This is a genomic window from Pelodictyon clathratiforme (assembly GCF_982375515.1).
Genome location: NZ_OZ455102.1, coordinates 474,749 through 491,027, shown reverse-complemented (window position 1 = coordinate 491,027; position 16,279 = coordinate 474,749). Strand labels below are relative to the sequence as shown.

The window sequence follows — 16,279 nt, the reverse complement described above, 5'->3', positions numbered from 1 at the left end:
GTGGGGGGCGGGGTAACCCCGCCCTTACGCGCGTTTGATGTGATGGGAAGGGATTGTGTATTTTTGGGGAGAGGGATGCAATTGTTTGGGGGCGGGGGAACCCCGCCCTTACGCGTGTTTGGTTTGATGGGGGGGATTGTTATGGATCCATGATAACCCCCGCCCACGGACGTGGATTCATATACCATGCAATTTATCCATCCCCCATTTTAATGGATTATTCTGTATGTATTTGCAGATTCGATTCAAATCAGATTCATCACGAACAATGTGCTCATAATAATTACGTTGCCATATTCTTTGAATCCCGTGATGCCGGATTTCATTGATTTTTTTTGTTGACTGATATTTAAAATATCCAATGATTTGTCCAACCGTGGGCACCCGGTTTTTGTCCCATTGGCCATCATTAGACGAATGCAATGCTTCAGGGCAGAGGGAGACCACACGTTCGGTTTTGGGGCCAGAGCATATTTTGGCACCTGTTTCCGGGCTGTTGCCGTATGAGCCGGTGATTATTATTCCGTGAATATGGTTTGGCATAACGACAAATTCGTCGGTGGTTACGGCTAAAAAATGTACCGGTATCTGATGCCAGATATCCTGGACAATGCGCCCCGTATCATTCAATTTCATTTTTCCACCCACAATGTTACCGAACCTCATTTGGCGGTTTTGGGTGCAGATGGTAACAAAACATACGCATGCCTGGGAATAATCGTACCCTGGCAACCGAATTGAATGTCTGTGATGTATTTTTGGGTCGTACATCCGGAATATGATGAATTATTGAATTGAAAAATATACGTATTATTGGTGTCGAACGACGAATTATTTTGCGAAAATGGGGTGTTGGGGCGGAGGCCCCGGAATGCATTCACGTATCATCCGGGGTGTATATTTACCATTTCGTTGTGTATGAATACATGATGAAATCGGGTGATGTTGGGGGGGGGGGGTGAAGAGGGCGGGGAAACCCCGCCCCTACGGATTTTTTTACCCAATGTCGGGGCGCGTTGGATTTGATGCCGGTGCATGTCGCAATTGGATGCCGGTGCGGATTGTGGATGAAATGGGATTGGTTGGGGGTTTTTTGCGGGTTGAACAATCGATTTACCATCGATTCACCATCGCTTCCCGGAGAGGTGGGTGACGCAGAACTGTGGCCTTGCTTTGATGGCGAGGGCGGATGGGGATGGTTCATTTGAGCGCAATGGCAATGCAGAGACTGGAGATGCTGACAGGTGAGCGTGAAAATCTCCTGAAAAAATTTGAGAATAACACTCAATTCATTATTGTTACGCACAACAAAAAAACGATGGCCTCCTGCCAGGCGCTGTACGGGGTCACCATGAAGGAGAAAGGGGTATCACGGCTGATACCCGTACTACTTTAAAATATAAGGATTTGAAGGCTTCCGGAAAAGATGCTATGCTGAAGAAACTTGTGTTATTTGATATCGACGGAACATTGCTTTCGGTGAATAAAATCAATCGAAGCGTCCTTGTTGATGCCCTGACTGAGGTGTACGGGACTGCGGGCAGCGCCGGAACACACAATTTTGCGGGCAAGATGGACAGTACTATTTTTTACGAGGTGTTGCGGAACGCGGGCCTTTCTGAGGGTGACATTGCTGCGAAATTCGAACTGGCCAAGAAGACCTATATCGAAATGTTCCGTGCTCACGCCAAGCCATCAGACGTTCTGCTGATGGAGGGGATCCGCGAGCTTCTTGAGGAGCTTTCCGGCCACTCTGATGTGATGCTTGCTCTTTTAACCGGAAATTTCGAGGCATCGGGTCGGCACAAGCTTCTTCTTCCCGAAATAAACCACTACTTCCCCTTCGGCGCCTTTGCCGATGACGCTCCCTCTCGCAACGAGCTGCCTGCGATTGCTGTTGAAAAAGCATACCAGCTCAGCGGAATAAAATTTTTTAACCACGACATTATCATTATAGGCGATACAGAACACGATATCGCATGTGCCAGGGTACTGAACGCAAAGTCTATTGCCGTAGCAACCGGCACCTATTCAATGGAGGATCTGAAGCAACACCATCCGCATGTTTTGTATGAAAACCTTGGCAGGACGGCTGTTGTTCTCGATGAGATACTCCAATCCTCAATCAATTAATTGCTCTTTTATGAAGACCTACCGACGGCAAATACGTGAAAAGATTTTACAGGCGCTCTATACCATTGAAATCCGTGATACCGACATCGACTCGGCAGCAGGCTGGCTTTTAACCGAGGAGATTCTTGCTGACCCCAATGCCATGAAGTTTTTCAATATGCTGCTGAAAAACATCAAGGAGCACATGGAGGAGATTGACCGCTATATTGTAAAGCACACCTTTAACTGGGATATGAGCCGGATTGCCATTATTGACAAAAATATCATCCGGATGGCCCTGACGGAAATTCTCTACTGTGAAGATATTCCTCCCAAGGTTTCGATCAATGAGGCTATTGAAATCGCCAAAAAATTCAACAGTACCGACAAAAGCAGCAAATTTGTCAACGGTATACTTGATGCGATATTCAACGATCTGAAAAATGAGGGGAAGGTGCACAAAAATGGCCGGGGACTTATCGACCAGTCGGTGACCAAGCTTCAGAAAGTTGAGGGCGAGGGTGAAAACCCGGAAAGCGCAAGCTGAGGGGGCATGAAACAAACCCCTGAAGAAAAAATCGTTTTCCTCAATGAGCTGCTTGGGGCGGCATACCCGAACCCGAAAAGCGAACTGAACTACGAGAGCCCTTTTCAGTTGCTCATAGCGACCATCATGGCGGCCCAGGCTACCGACAGGCAGGTCAATGTTATTACGAGGGAGCTCTTCAGGTGTGCACCGGATGCCGAAACCATGAGCCGGATGGAGCTTGATGAGGTCAGAAGCCTTGTGCGCTCCATAAATTATTGCAACAACAAGGCTAAAAATATCCTTGCGGTAAGCAGGATTTTGGTTGAGCGCTGGCAGGGCGTGGTACCAGGTACGAGGGAGGGACTCGAAAGCCTGCCCGGTGTTGGCAGAAAAACAGCGAACGTTGTGCTGAGCAACGCTTTTGACCAGCCGGTCATGCCGGTCGATACACATGTGCACCGGGTTTCGAACCGGATCGGACTGGTTCATACCGAAAAGCCGGAAGAGACCGAAGCCGGGCTGATGACGATTATTCCCGAAGCATGGGTTATCCCCTTTCATCACTATCTGCTGCTGCATGGTCGTTACACCTGCAAGGCAAAAAAGCCAGACTGTGCACATTGTACCGTTTCGGGCATCTGCGACTATCCGGCAAAAAACTAACCAAGTTCTACTTTACGATCGACGGCGTAGATCCACTCGCCTTCCGGACGCTGACGATTGCCTGCCCATAATTCAAGCGTTATCCCTTTTCCTGAGGAGACGGGTGAGGTGAATATTTCGACCTGGTAGTAGAGTTCATCAAGCAGGTCATCCCAGACCTTGTCGAGGGTTACTTCCCCGTCGGCATAGGCCTCGCCAGGGATAAGGGAATCCGGCGCGTCGGGCTGAAAATAGTCGCTGATATAGACAAAGCTGTCGGGCATCAGAAAGCCGCCCGGGAAGGTACCTCTGGAGCGTTTTATTGCAGGAACTTCAACCCAGAATTCGAGCAGGGTATCGGAGGTGAGCTTGCCGTCAGTGGCGAGTTTCTCCAGAAGCTGCTGGACAGTCTGACGAATGAGCGTTTTGTTTTGGGCGGTAAGCTCATGCATCTTGAAGTCAGGGGTGTGGTCGCGCATGGTGGGTAAAAGAAATGTGGTTGATGTTTTTTTGTTATAAGGGGAATATAGGGAGTTTTTTGCAGTTATGTATCAGGTCCCATGGTCGGCGGGTTTTTACACATTGTGGCGGGTCTGAGGCCTCGGACTGAATTTGCGATGAATATGGCGTCGGCGGTGGCGAGGTCGTTGATGGTGATGATTTTTTCGGTTGCGGTGGGGCGGGTGGCGAGGATGTAATGGCGGAAAATGCCGTTGAGCAGGCCGCAGTGGAGTGGCGGGGTGCAGAGTTGCTGGCCTTTGCGGATAAAGATGGTGCTGATGGCGCCTTCGGTGATCTCGCCGCGTTCGTTGTGGAAGAGGATTTCGTCGTAGCCTTGCTGGCGGGCAAGGGTGAAGTAGTGGTCGTAAAGCTCCCTTTTGGTGGTTTTGTGCCGGAGCAGGGGGTTGGATGAATGGGTGGGCTCTGCGGCAATGCATAAACGGAGCGGTGTGGTGGAGCCTTGCACCGTTATGGGCTCGTAACTGGCGCTGCAGCTTCCCTCTCTTGTGAGGCTGAGGCGTACCTTGCAGCGTGCGGCACCCCGGCACTGTTCTTCGGTGCGGAGATGTTCCTGCTGCTGGCCGGGTTGCGGGTTGCTGTTCTGGCTGCCATGATGGCGCATCTCCTCTTCAAGCTGGTGAAGCAGGTGGGTGGCAGCGGCGGTGTCGCATGGAAAGCCGAGCGTGGCGGCTGATGCGGCAAGGCGCTGGAGGTGTTCGTCGAGCCAGAGATAGTTGCCGTTCCAGAGCAGGCTTTCAAAAAGCCCGAAGTGTTGCCCTGCTTCGCTGCCGGAAACCCCACCCGGAGGCTGATGATGGGCGTCCGTTTGACCGAAGTTACAGCCCAGAACAACGTCCTCTGCTGATGCAGGTGCAATGAGCTGAATGCGGTGCTCTTCAGGTTGCTGTGCTGCTCTATCGCTGCCTGGCGCAATGCCGGTCTCTGTTGCTGCAGCGCTGCGGCTCCTGCCGGGGTTGGTAAGGATCTTGGCCTTGAGCTGGCACTCGCGGTACTCATCCTGGGGATCGGAGTCCCATACGATGCCGCCTCCTGATCCGTAGGTGCCCTGTTTTCCGGATAGCTCGATGGTGCGGATTGCGACACTGAAAACCATCTCGCTGTCGGGGGTGATATAGCCGATGGTGCCGGTATAGATCCCTCTTGACGTTGGTTCAAGGCTCTGTATGAGCTTCATGGCGCTTATTTTGGGCGCACCGGTAATGGAGCCTGAGGGATAGAGGGCCCGGAAGAGTTCGCTGAGCTTGATTCCCTCCCGCAGCTCTCCCCGGATGGTTGAGAGCAGTTGGTGGAGTGTCGGCCATGTTTCGATGGTGAAGAGATCCCCTGCTTCGACTGTGCCGGGCTTGCATATCCGACCGAGGTCGTTACGGAGGAGATCGACGATCATGAGATTTTCGGCCCGGTTTTTCTGGCATCCGGCAAGCCCCTCCCTGAGGCGGTTGTCCTCTTCGATGGTGCGGCCTCTCGGTGCGGTTCCTTTCATCGGCATGGTTTCGATGAGTGAGCCGCGCCGCCTGAAAAAGAGTTCGGGAGAGCAGGAGAGGATGGTGCGCCCGCCGCTGTTGATACAGGCGGTGTAGGATGAGGGTTGCCGACCCCGCAGCGCGGCAAAGAGCGCCGTTGGCTCGCTGTTGCTGGTGAAGCGGTAGCGTCCGGTAAAGTTCACCTGATAGAGATTGCCTGCTGCTATCTGCTCTTTGATGCGTTCAATTTTTCTGCCGTATTCCTCTTCGGAGAGATTGAAGGAGAGGTCGGTGATGATGAGGTCGGAGCGAGGGCCCGGTTCGGCGAAAAGCTCCTGAACCTCTGCGGCTGAAAAGCGCTCCGGTTCCCGGTAGACTCCAAACCAGCCAAGGGGCGAGGGGGGAAGATGAGGGTCGTCGGGTGAGAGGCCGTGAAGAAGCCTCTCTTCAAAGGCGTAACCGGCCTCATAGGTGAGCCAGCCGGCAAGATGAAAACCTGCGGCGCTCTGTTCCTCGATCCTCCGGAAAAAAAGCTCGATATCGTTGAGTGTGGGAAGGGTCACCACCTCCAGCGGGTCAGAGAAGAGGAGCGCTCCGCCCTCCGGCTCGTTACAGAAGGCGGATTCGAGCCAGAGGGTGCCCTCGGTTGCAAGGGTGGCGGCGAGTCGTTCGAAAAGGCTCTCTCCCTTCACTTCAGAGTGCTTCAAGGATTATGCTTTTATTGAGGAGCTTCTCAAGCCACGGTTTCAGCAGATCGGCGGCCCATATCTCGATGTCGGGCTCAAAACGGGTTTTGAGGTGGAGGATAATGGTATTTGCGGTGACCTGGACGTTGATTTTCTGAACGTTCTGACGGTGACCGCGTTCGAGACCGTTGGCAAGGCGCAGGATGCCGGAGAGGAGATCAACCGCACGCTTGCTGGCGGAGGGAAGCATGCTGTATGCTGCATGGCGCTCCGTCGGGGGGGATTTGCGGTGATAGCGGGCCACATGGGCGATGATCTCGGTTTCAAGGGGCGAGAAGCCGCGAAGTTCCCCGTTGAGGATAATATACTGGCTGTGTTTGTGATGGGAGGAGATGGCAATGAATGCTCCAATGTTGTGCAGCAGCGATGCATACTCGAGCAGTTCACGGTACGACTCGTCAAGATGGTGCAGAAGGGCGAGCTTGTCGAAAAGCTGGAGGCTGAGACGGGCTACGTGCTCTGCGTGGTTGCGCGTCCAGCCGCAGCGGAAGGCAAGTTCATAAACGCTCTCCCGGCGAATATCGAGGTCATCGTCACTGCTCCGTTTTGTGCCTGACTGGAGGCGATGCTTCAGGTAGTGGAGCACCATTCCCTCCCGCAGGGCGGAATCGGAAATGACGATCTCGGTGAGGTTGAAAAGCCGGAAGATCATATCGACAAGGATGAGCCCTGGCACAATAAGATCAACTCTTTTTTCATCAAGACCGGTAATTTTTTTGCGTTCGGCGGCGCCAAGAGGGAGAATTGCCTGATAGAGCGCCTGAAACTCGGTGCGGGTAAAGGTGCTGTTGTTGAGCGATGTCTCACTCTGGCTCCCCTTCATCGACTGTATCATGCGGGCGATATTCTGCGCTGTTCCCGAGGAGGCGATTGCCCTGGTCACCTTCAGTTGTGAGGCCTTTTCAACAGCGGTGACCATCTCTGCCGTGAAGTACTGCTCCAGCATCTTGATATCATGAGAGGCGATCGGTTCGGAGGCTACAAAGCGTTCGCACATTCTGGCAACACCGATTTTACGACTTTCGAGCAGTTGGAGCCCTTTCTGGTTGACAAGAACAAATTCAACCGATCCGCCGCCAATATCGAAGAGCAGGTCGGAGCTGTTGCCTATTTTCACCGCATTGCGAACGCCGTAATAGATAAATTCAGCCTCCTCTTTGCCGGAGATAATCTTGATTTTGAGGCCGGTCTCCTCTTTGACCCGGCGGATAAAGTCGCCACTGTTTTTTGCCTCGCGGATGGCGCTGGTGGCGAAGGCAATAACATTTTCGGAGGCCACACCATGATGTGAGGCCAGAACAAGAAAATTTTTCAACGCCGCAATACCGGACTGCATGGCCTCTTCATCAAGCATTTTTGTAGAAATGCTGCCGCGACCGATGCAGATCATATCTTTGACCCGGTCTATCTCAACGATCCCCTTCTGCGGGCTCTCTTCGACAATAATCATATGGAAGGAGTTGGTGCCGAGATCAATGGCAGCGACCCTTAAGTTTTCATGCTTCATACCTGTAGTTCAAAATGCGATTTTGGAATGCACTGCAAGGTACACGTTTTGAAAGGGAAAAGGAAAAGGAAGCTGTTGGGCTGAACTTTTCTGGCTTATGGAGTTTTCGTTGTATATTCCAGCCTGTAAGCGGGTCGCTCCTGATACCGCTTCCCTGATGAACCTTTTTTATGCTTATGGAAGAGATTGACCGGCTGGAACTCCGTTATGAAGTAGCACGCAAGGCTATTCATCTCTCGTCGCTCTCTATCCCGGTTATTTACTGGTTTATCAGCCGCGATCTTGCTCTGTTGATTCTTGTGCCGCTTTTTTCCGGCTTTTTTCTGATTGACCTGCTGAAAAATTTTTTCACACCGGTTTCTGCCTGGTATCACCGGACGTTCGGAGCGATGCTCAGGGCGCATGAGCTCAAGCGGGCAAAGGGCCATCTGAACGGTGCGACCTATATCATGATGGCGGCTCTCCTTCTGGTGCTCTTTTTCCCGAAAGTTATTGCGGTTGCGGCCTTCAGCATGGTTGCTGTTTCGGATACGCTTGCGGCCATTATCGGCAAATCGTTCGGTAAACACCGGTTTGGACAGAAGAGCGTTGAGGGAAGCGTTGCCTTTTTTCTCTCGGCGCTCGTTGTTGTCTCCCTTGTGCCGGGGCTGCATCCCGTTATCGGTATCATCATGGCAATAACCGGAACGCTGACGGAGGCCTTCCTGGTGCGTATCGGAAAGTTCAAGGTTGACGATAACCTTTCAATTCCTCTTGCCAGCGCTTCGGTAGCCACGCTCTTTACCCTTCTCTCCATTTTCCGGTAGAATTTTTCCCTCAAGCCGCTATCATGCAGACCATCCTTACTGATTCACCTGAAGAGGCAGCCGCTATCCTGAACTCAGGTGGGGTTGTGGCATTTCCAACCGAGACGGTCTATGGCCTTGGCGCCGGTATCTGCCATCCGGAGGCAATCCTCCAGCTTTTTCGGGCAAAGGGACGTCCGTCGGATAACCCACTGATTGTTCACCTCGGCAGCATTGATCAACTCGATGAGGTGGCAGAGGCGCTTCATGCGGATGCACGAGCGCTGATTGAGCACTTTTTCCCCGGCCCCCTGACGCTGGTGCTGCAAAAAAAAAGCTCTGTTCCCTTCAGCGTTACAGCCGGTCTTGAAACTGTGGGGGTGCGCTGCCCGTCAAATCCGGTGGCTCAGGAGTTTCTGCGTCTCTGTGGCTGCCCGGTTGCCGCTCCTTCGGCAAATCGTTCGGGGCTGCCGAGCGCGACAAGCTGGGAGGCGGTGATGGAGGATCTTGAGGGGAGGATTGAGTGCGTGCTGCGGGGCAGGCCAAGTACGATCGGCCTTGAATCGACCATTGTGGAGTGTTCGGGGGCGAAGCCGCTGCTGCTCAGGGCCGGAGCGATCACACTGGAACAACTGCGGGAGGTAGTGCCAGAGATAACGGTCAATGCGGTCACGAACAAGCCGGAGGAGAGCCCGAAATGCCCCGGCCTGAAGTATCCCCATTATGCGCCGAAGGCCTCGATTATCCTCTGGAGTGGCGAGAAGAGCCCTGTTGCAGACTCCCCTTCATCAGCCTCTATCGGCCTCTCGGCGCCGCCGGAAGGGGTTACACTCTGCAAGGTGTGCTCCACTCTTGAGGAGTATGGCCGGGAGCTCTTCGGCTTTTTCCGGCTCTGCGACGCGGAAGGGATCGGCGTCATCTACTGCGAACTGCCCTCAAATGAGGGACTTGGCAGGGCGATCAGGGATCGGCTGCTGCGTGCTGCCGCTCTTGAGTGACCCCCCTGCCGACACTCCACTCAGAAGGTCAAAAAACAGCCAAGATGAAAGGAACCGGGTGCGCTGGTGGCCCGCTCGTCGTTGCCGCTGCTGTATACCTCCCGGTCACTGTACCAGCTTTTCTCGTATCGTGCGGCAAGCTTCATCTGTGGAAGCGCCTGCCATGCTGCCACAAGGAAGAGGGATTTACCGCGCCCGTCGTACATGCCGAGTGAGGAGGTGAGGGGAAGGTCGTCCTCATAGGCGTAGAGGGCTGCATCGAAATCTTCTGTGTTGAAAACGGTTATACGCCCTTTGAGGCTGAATTTACCGGCGCTGTATCCTGCCTGCTGGGAGAGAAGCCATCCATAAAAGCGCTGATCGCCAGCGAGGTACTCCTTGACCACTTTTTTCACCTCGCCTCGGCTTCGCAGGTGGAGGGCACGGGAGGGGGTGACATCGCAGTCGAGACGGCAGCGATTGGTTATCTGGGGAAGTGCTCTCCAGAGGGGGTGGCTTGATGTGCCCTGATTGGACTGCTCTTCGCGGTATTTGTGCTGGAATTGGAGGTTCCAGGTGAGCAGGGGCGACTGTTTCCAGGTGATGAAGAGCCTTGAATCGTTGCCATCTGAGGGGTAGGGGCAGTGATCGTCAAGCAGGGGAAAGGTGAAGCGGTCGTGGTAGGCCGCAAGTGCAAGGCTTTTGCTGACCCTGGCGTTGAGGCCGACATAGTATCCCTCTTCGTTTGAGGCTCCGCTGCCCCTTTCGGCAAAGGCCCCTGCAAAGGGAGAGTAGTAGCGGGCGCCATAGCGGCGGAGCGCGGCAACGGCGCTGAGCCCCTGGCGAATCTGATACTCCGTGCCTGCCGTCCATGATGCGTCATCCGGGCGAGTGGAAAAGGCCGCTTCGGCAAAGAGGCTTGCATGGCCAAGGGAGAGATCGGTTTCGAGGCTGTAGAGCGTTGCCGAAGAGTGTCTGCTTATGGCGGCAAAGGGGTCGAGTTCATCGAATGGCAGTGGATAGCGGTAGTTGAGCAGACTCCCCCCTGCCCTGCCGCTGAAGGAGCCCGACTGGTAATGGTAAAGCAGGTTTGCCCCGGAGATGGTTTCGGTGACGTTATCTTTTCTCGATATTTCGAGTTCGCTCCGGTGGTAGCCTGATGAGCTGAAACTGGTAATGACCCCCTCGTCGCTGATGAGGGCGTCACGATGGTTGGAGGAGTAAAAGAGGGTCACTTCAAAGGGTGCAAGCTTCAGGGTTGTTGCTGCTCCCTGGAGAAAGCCATATTCCGAGCTGGAGGTGTAGGGAAGAAGCTGGCGTGATGGAAGCCGGATGCTGCCGGTGGGGTCGGAGCCTTTGGAAAAATAGCGTCCCTGGCCGATGAGCAGCCCCTGGGCAAGGTTTACCCTGTAGTTGCCGAGCAGGCCCTGTTTCATGATGCCGATATCGCTGGCGCTGATGCTGAGTGAGGTGAAGTCGGCCACGTCGGGCTCGCCGATATCCTTTTCCTGCAGGAGGGTCGCCTTGAGGTGAGGGGCTGCAACCTGCAGACGGTGATAGAGCTTGTAGTTCTCTCCGGCGTAGTTCCCGTTCAGAATGCCTTTCCGGGCTGTGGTTTCCCAAAAGAGGCGGCTGTAGAGCGTGCCCTCTATGGCATCGGTTTTGGCTGGAAGACGGGAGGAGGGCTCTTTTGTCAAACGGATATAGGGGGCGATGAGGGCTGTTTTTTCTTTGCCGATAAGGGTTTCGAGTTGCTGCAGGGTGAGAATGGGCCCCTGGTTGCGACGATGGATGAGAATGGTTTCGACGTCGGCGGTCGTGAGCCAGGGCAGTTGACGCAGGTCGGCGGCGTCGGCCTCATTGAGCAGAATCCTCTCTTTTTTCAACTGCTCGACAAGGTCAAGCAACTGCTCGATATTGATCTCTGATTCTGCATTGCTGAGGAGATCCTCGATGTCGCTGCTGTCGGCACAGCGTGCCGGGGAAGAGGCAATGAGAAGGAGGAGGAGAAAAACAAACGTCATGAGTTCCCTGCCGGCATGACGTTTGCAGAAGGAGTGTTGCTGCTTCATAACCATAGTGGTTTTGCTTGGTTGACAAAACCGGCAGATGGCTTATGGGCTTTCGGTTAATTTGTAGAGTGCCTGAACCTCATTGCGGCTCAGGTATCGCCATTCGCCTCGCCGTAGTTCTCCGGCCAGCAGGCCTGCATAGGCAACCCGCTCAAGCCGCTTTACTTCAAAACCGAGGGTTTCAAACATTCTTCTGACCTGGTGGTTCTTTCCTTCATGAATGCTTACCAGTACCTGCATGCCATCTTCCAGTATTTTTGCGCGGCAGGGACTGACCTTTTCCCCGGTATCTTTCAAACGCATCCCTCCTGTCAGTTGCGGCAGAAGATTTGGCGTGAATTTTTCAGAAAGCTCAGCAATATACTCTTTTTTCACATTTGATGAAGGGTGCATCAATTTATGGGCCAGTGTTCCATCATTGGTCAGCAGGATGACGCCGGTTGTTTTCCGGTCGAGGCGACCAACGGGAAAGACCCGCTCTTCGACATCAATAAAATCGAGTACCATCTCCCGATTTTTTTCGTCGCTGTTGGTGGTGATGACGTTTCTGGGTTTGTTGAAGAGAATGTAGACCTTGCGGTGCTCAGGCTGGGCAAATTTTTCACCGTCTACAATGACCTCGTCACGAGTGGGGCTTACCTTGATGCCTGGTGTGGTAATGACGGTGCCGTTGACCATAACCCTGCCATCGAGCACGAGCTGGTCGGCAGCCCTGCGTGAGGCTATGCCACACGAGGCGAGATATCGGTTAATTCTGACTTCATCATCTTTATTACTCTTTTTCATAGTGATCTCTATCGTTATCGCTGTCGTTTCCTGCCTGTTCGCGGCCCTCGTTCAGGCGCCAGGCTCCCTGCTATTTTTTTCGGGCTGTCGAGAAATTGTGATCGAGGCTGATCTCCTCTTCAAAGTTGTACCAAAGCTCCTGACAGGGAAAATTGCATTCGTAGAGGGCTTTGCCAATAATGACGGAATCAACGCCGAAGGGTTGGAGTTCATTGAGCCGATGCAGGTCTTCGGCATTGGTAACTCCACCGGAGGCGGTAATTTTCATCCCTGCCCTTTCGGCGAAGCGTCTGGTGCTTTCGTAACCAAAGCCCTGCATCATGCCGTCGCGGGAGATGTCGGTGTAGATGATGCGCTCGATGCCCATCTCTTTCATCTGCAACGCCAGATCGTAGTCCTGAATCATGCTGCTTTCGGTCCACCCTTTGATTTTCGGGATTCCGTTCTCTGCATCGATGCCGACAACAATCTGTGAGGAGGTGTAGGTGTGCAGCAGCTCTTCGACCAGCTTTGGATTGGTTACGGCTGCCGAGCCGATGACCACGCGACCGACACCGATGTCGAGGTAGCGCTTGACTGCATCGGCGGAGCGGATACCACCGCCGACCTGGACGGGAATGTCGAGATTGGTGACGATCTCCCTGATTTTTTCAAAATTGACCATTTCGCCGGTAAGGGCGGCATCGAGGTCAACGATATGGAGCATTTTGGCGTTCTGCTTGCGCCAGATGATGGCCATGTCGTTGGGGTTGTCGAGGTATATTTTTTTCTGGCTGAAGTCGCCACGGGTCAGTCGTACACACTTCCCCTCTTTGATGTCTATGGCTGGAATAATCAACATAAGTGAATAACTGGAAAGCGGTGTTAGCAGCCGGCAAAGTTTTTCAGCACCTGCAAACCGGCGTCGGAGCTCTTTTCCGGATGAAATTGAACTGCGAAAATACCATTTTTTTCAATGGCTGAACAAAAGTTTTTTCCTGCGAACCATGTTGTTGCTGCAACATCATCGGTGCAGAGGGGATCACAGTAGTAGGAGTGTACAAAGTAGAAGAAGGAGTGATCCTCTATTCCCCGGAAGAGGGTACTCTCTTTCTGCTGATCGACCGAGTTCCACCCGATCTGGGGAATTTTGTCGGTTTCGCTCCGGAAACGCAGCACGCGCCCTGGAATGAGATCGAGCCCTTTGTGAGCGCCCATCTCTTCGCTGTCGGTAAGGAGCAACTGCATCCCGAGGCAGATTCCAAGGAGCTGGCCCCCTTTATCGACATGTTCGAGAAGCGCTCCGGTAAAGCCCGATGCGTTGAGTGACTCAGTGGCAGAGCCGAAAGCTCCGACTCCGGGAAGAATCACTTTTTTGTAACCGGCAAGTTTGGCTGGATCACTGCTGACGATAGCTTTGACTCCGATATAGTCAAATGCCTTGAGAACAGAACGAAGATTCCCTGCGCCATAATCGGCAATAAAAACCATGTGTGACAATAACGTTTAATGATTGCAGGATGGAGTGCTATTTTTCAGGAGTCTCTTTTATTTTAATTATCAAATGCTTATTATGATGACTTTTTCGTCTTGCCGAAAAAGAGTCCGAAAGCCTCCATTATCATACGAAATCGAAGAGCCAATGTATAAAATTGTTTCTGCAATATTTTTAGCTGAAAATATCAAAAAAATTGAGATCGAAGCTCCCCGTATTGCAAAAAAAAGAAAAGCCGGACAATTTGTGATGATCAGGGTGGGCGAGAGCAGTGAACGGATTCCGTTGACCATTGCTGATTCTGATCCTGAAAAAGGGACGATCTCCCTTATTGTCCAGGGAATGGGTAAATCGACCAGAGAGCTGAACTGCAAGGCTGAAGGTGATTCCATCCACGATATTGTGGGCCCGCTTGGAACACCATCGCATATCGAGAAATTTGGCACGGCGGTCAGTATCGGTGGTGGTGTTGGCACTGCAATTGCCTATCCAACGGCTGTTGCCCTGAAGGAGGCTGGAAATTATGTTATTACCATCAATGGCGCCCGTTCAAAGGAGCTGGTGATTCTTGAGCCTGAGATGCGGGCGGTGAGTGACGAGGCCTATATCACGACGGATGATGGTTCGTATGGCTTTCATGGCTTTGTCACCCAGAAGCTGCAGGAGCTTCTTGACTCGGGAAAAACTATCGATTATGTGCTTGCTATCGGGCCGATTCCGATGATGAGAGCTGTGGCTGAGGTGACCCGTCCTTACGGGATCAAGACGGTCGTGAGCCTGAATCCGATTATGGTTGATGGTACCGGTATGTGCGGTGGCTGCAGGGTTACGGTGGATAACCAGACCAAGTTCGCCTGTGTTGACGGGCCTGAATTTGACGCGCATCTGGTTGATTTTAAAAATCTTTCTGACCGGAACAAGATGTACCTGCCGGAGGAGCGGAAATCGGCTGATTTGTTTGCTCACAAGTGCAACCTCAATACCCTGAAATAGCTATCCATTTACGGGGTAGCCCGACCTCGCTACTCTTGCTCTCCATATCTTTTCAGGTATGGTTTTTTTGCATTAAGCCTCTTTTATTTTAAAACGAATTACTATGGACGCACAACATATCACGACCAAAGAACGCCTTGCCATACCGCGTCAACAGATGCCGTCTCAGGATCCGGTGATACGGAGTCACAACTTTCAGGAGGTCAATCTTGGCTATACGATTGAGCAGGCTCAGCGGGAGGCTCAGCGTTGTATTCAGTGTAAGGATCCGGTCTGCATCAAGGGGTGCCCGGTCAACATCAAGATTGATCAGTTCATAAAGCTTATTGCTGATGGCAATTTTCTGGGTGCGGCCCGAAAAATCAAGGAGGATAATGTTTTGCCTGCGATCTGTGGCAGAGTCTGCCCGCAGGAGGATCAGTGCGAGAAAACATGCGTGCTCGCCAAAAAATATACTCCCGTTGCTATCGGCAACCTCGAACGTTTCGCGGCTGATTATGAGCGTGAAAACGGGAGCGTGGAGTTGCCGACGGTACAACCGGCAACCGGAAAAAAAGTTGCGGTTATCGGCAGCGGACCGGCTGGCTTGAGCTGTGCCAACGATCTGGTGCAGTTGGGCCATGCGGTGACGGTTTTTGAGGCGTTGCATGAGCTGGGCGGCGTCCTGATGTATGGCATTCCGGAATTCCGCCTTCCCAAAGAGATTGTGCAGGCTGAAATTGAGGGTATGAAAAAACTGGGAGTGGTTTTTATCACCAATTCGGTTGCTGGCCGTTCGGTCACCATTGATGAGCTGCTTGAAGAGGAGGGATTTGATGCGATTTTTATTGGGGTGGGAGCCGGTTTGCCCTGGTTTATGGGTATCCCCGGAGAAAATCTGCTCGGGGTCTATTCCGCCAATGAGTTTTTGACGAGGGTCAACCTGATGAAGTCTTATCAGTTCCCTGACAATGATACTCCGGTGTTTAACTGCACGGGGAAAAATGTCGCGGTCTTCGGTGGGGGCAACACGGCGATGGATGCGGTTCGCACGGCAAAAAGGCTCGGCGCGGAGCACGCTTATATCGTTTACCGCCGTTCTGAGGCTGAGATGCCTGCACGGCTTGAGGAGGTGCATCATGCAAAGGAGGAGGGGATTGAATTCCTTATGCTCATGAACCCTCTGGAGTTTGTTGGCAATGAGGAGCAGTGGCTTACGGGCGCAAAGTGCCTCCGCATGGAGCTGGGCGAACCGGACGATTCCGGACGACGACGCCCTGTGCCGATCAAGGGCTCAGAGTTCATCCTCCCTGTTGATATGGCGATTATTTCGATCGGTAATGGTTCAAATCCGCTCATCCAGCAGACAACGCCGGATATTGAGGTCAGCAAGCGGGATACGATTGTTGTGGATATCAATACCATGGCAACCTCGAAAGAGAGTGTCTATGCCGGTGGCGATATTGTTACCGGTGGCGCTACGGTTATTCTTGCCATGGGTGCAGGAAGAACTGCTGCTGCGGCAATTCATGAGAAATTGATGGCTGCCGGCGAGTAGGGGCTGGTGAAGGAATGGGATAATGGGGGCGGGATGACCCCGCGCCTACGGGATGGATACGGATTTGCGTGGGAGGAGAAGAGGGCGGGATGACCCCGCGCCTACGGGATGGATACGGATTTGCGTGGGAGGAG

Annotated in this window: 16 protein-coding genes; 8 read left to right on the top strand and 8 right to left on the bottom strand. The window is 53.0% G+C overall.

The window, feature by feature from the left end; all coding sequences use genetic code 11:
- Positions 1 to 177: 177 nt before the first annotated feature.
- The gene (locus AC56AD_RS02500) at positions 178 to 648 is read right to left on the bottom strand and encodes a transposase (protein WP_482229205.1); all 471 of its coding nucleotides are present in this window, start codon (positions 646 to 648) and stop codon (positions 178 to 180) included.
- Positions 649 to 1,213: 565 nt separating this feature from the next.
- Between AC56AD_RS02500 and AC56AD_RS02495 the strand changes: the two genes are divergently transcribed.
- From AC56AD_RS02495 to nth, 4 genes are read left to right on the top strand one after another with little or no spacing between them, the layout of a single operon-like run.
- Positions 1,214 to 1,396, top strand: coding sequence for a coiled-coil domain-containing protein (locus AC56AD_RS02495; protein ID WP_150085556.1), 183 nt, complete (start codon positions 1,214 to 1,216; stop codon positions 1,394 to 1,396).
- Positions 1,397 to 1,431: 35 nt separating this feature from the next.
- Complete coding sequence (locus AC56AD_RS02490) at positions 1,432 to 2,133, top strand: HAD family hydrolase (RefSeq protein WP_012507327.1); 702 nt, start codon at positions 1,432 to 1,434, stop codon at positions 2,131 to 2,133.
- Between the two features lie 10 nt (positions 2,134 to 2,143).
- On the top strand, positions 2,144 to 2,659 hold the full coding sequence (gene nusB, locus AC56AD_RS02485) for a transcription antitermination factor NusB (RefSeq protein WP_012507326.1): 516 nt from the start codon (positions 2,144 to 2,146) through the stop codon (positions 2,657 to 2,659).
- Positions 2,660 to 2,665: 6 nt separating this feature from the next.
- Positions 2,666 to 3,304, top strand: a complete 639-nt coding sequence (nth, locus tag AC56AD_RS02480) for an endonuclease III (RefSeq protein WP_012507325.1) — start codon at positions 2,666 to 2,668, stop codon at positions 3,302 to 3,304.
- Here the strand turns inward: nth and AC56AD_RS02475 are convergent.
- The 3 genes from AC56AD_RS02475 to AC56AD_RS02465 form a co-directional block, all read right to left on the bottom strand.
- A complete protein-coding gene (locus tag AC56AD_RS02475) occupies positions 3,301 to 3,762 on the bottom strand; it encodes a hypothetical protein (protein WP_012507324.1) in 462 nt (153 codons plus the stop codon). The genes nth and AC56AD_RS02475 overlap by 4 nt on opposite strands.
- Positions 3,763 to 3,827: 65 nt before the next feature.
- On the bottom strand, positions 3,828 to 5,975 hold the full coding sequence (gene pabB, locus AC56AD_RS02470; RefSeq protein WP_223293958.1) for an aminodeoxychorismate synthase component I: 2,148 nt from the start codon (positions 5,973 to 5,975) through the stop codon (positions 3,828 to 3,830).
- A complete protein-coding gene (locus AC56AD_RS02465) occupies positions 5,962 to 7,521 on the bottom strand; it encodes a Ppx/GppA phosphatase family protein (protein WP_012507322.1) in 1,560 nt (519 codons plus the stop codon). The genes pabB and AC56AD_RS02465 overlap by 14 nt, the downstream gene beginning before the upstream one ends.
- A gap of 170 nt (positions 7,522 to 7,691) precedes the next feature.
- Between AC56AD_RS02465 and AC56AD_RS02460 the strand changes: the two genes are divergently transcribed.
- Positions 7,692 to 8,327, top strand: coding sequence for a diacylglycerol/polyprenol kinase family protein (locus AC56AD_RS02460; RefSeq protein WP_012507321.1), 636 nt, complete (start codon positions 7,692 to 7,694; stop codon positions 8,325 to 8,327).
- Positions 8,328 to 8,350: 23 nt separating this feature from the next.
- Complete coding sequence (locus tag AC56AD_RS02455; protein ID WP_012507320.1) at positions 8,351 to 9,304, top strand: L-threonylcarbamoyladenylate synthase; 954 nt, start codon at positions 8,351 to 8,353, stop codon at positions 9,302 to 9,304.
- A 20-nt stretch (positions 9,305 to 9,324) separates the two neighbouring features.
- Here the strand turns inward: AC56AD_RS02455 and AC56AD_RS02450 are convergent, their stop codons facing one another.
- From AC56AD_RS02450 to hisH, 4 genes are all read right to left on the bottom strand, one after another.
- Complete coding sequence (locus AC56AD_RS02450; protein ID WP_012507319.1) at positions 9,325 to 11,361, bottom strand: ComEA family DNA-binding protein; 2,037 nt, start codon at positions 11,359 to 11,361, stop codon at positions 9,325 to 9,327.
- Positions 11,362 to 11,397: 36 nt separating this feature from the next.
- Complete coding sequence (locus tag AC56AD_RS02445; RefSeq protein ID WP_012507318.1) at positions 11,398 to 12,141, bottom strand: pseudouridine synthase; 744 nt, start codon at positions 12,139 to 12,141, stop codon at positions 11,398 to 11,400.
- Between the two features lie 70 nt (positions 12,142 to 12,211).
- Positions 12,212 to 12,982, bottom strand: a complete 771-nt coding sequence (gene hisA, locus AC56AD_RS02440; RefSeq protein ID WP_012507317.1) for a 1-(5-phosphoribosyl)-5-[(5-phosphoribosylamino)methylideneamino]imidazole-4-carboxamide isomerase — start codon at positions 12,980 to 12,982, stop codon at positions 12,212 to 12,214.
- A 23-nt stretch (positions 12,983 to 13,005) separates the two neighbouring features.
- Complete coding sequence (gene hisH, locus AC56AD_RS02435; protein WP_012507316.1) at positions 13,006 to 13,611, bottom strand: imidazole glycerol phosphate synthase subunit HisH; 606 nt, start codon at positions 13,609 to 13,611, stop codon at positions 13,006 to 13,008.
- Between the two features lie 151 nt (positions 13,612 to 13,762).
- Here hisH and AC56AD_RS02430 point away from each other — a divergent pair, with 151 nt between their 5' ends.
- On the top strand, positions 13,763 to 14,608 hold the full coding sequence (locus AC56AD_RS02430; RefSeq protein WP_012507315.1) for a sulfide/dihydroorotate dehydrogenase-like FAD/NAD-binding protein: 846 nt from the start codon (positions 13,763 to 13,765) through the stop codon (positions 14,606 to 14,608).
- A gap of 103 nt (positions 14,609 to 14,711) precedes the next feature.
- Positions 14,712 to 16,145 (top strand): NADPH-dependent glutamate synthase, encoded by a 1,434-nt coding sequence (gene gltA / locus AC56AD_RS02425; protein WP_012507314.1) that lies wholly within the window; start codon positions 14,712 to 14,714, stop codon positions 16,143 to 16,145.
- Positions 16,146 to 16,279: the final 134 nt, after the last annotated feature.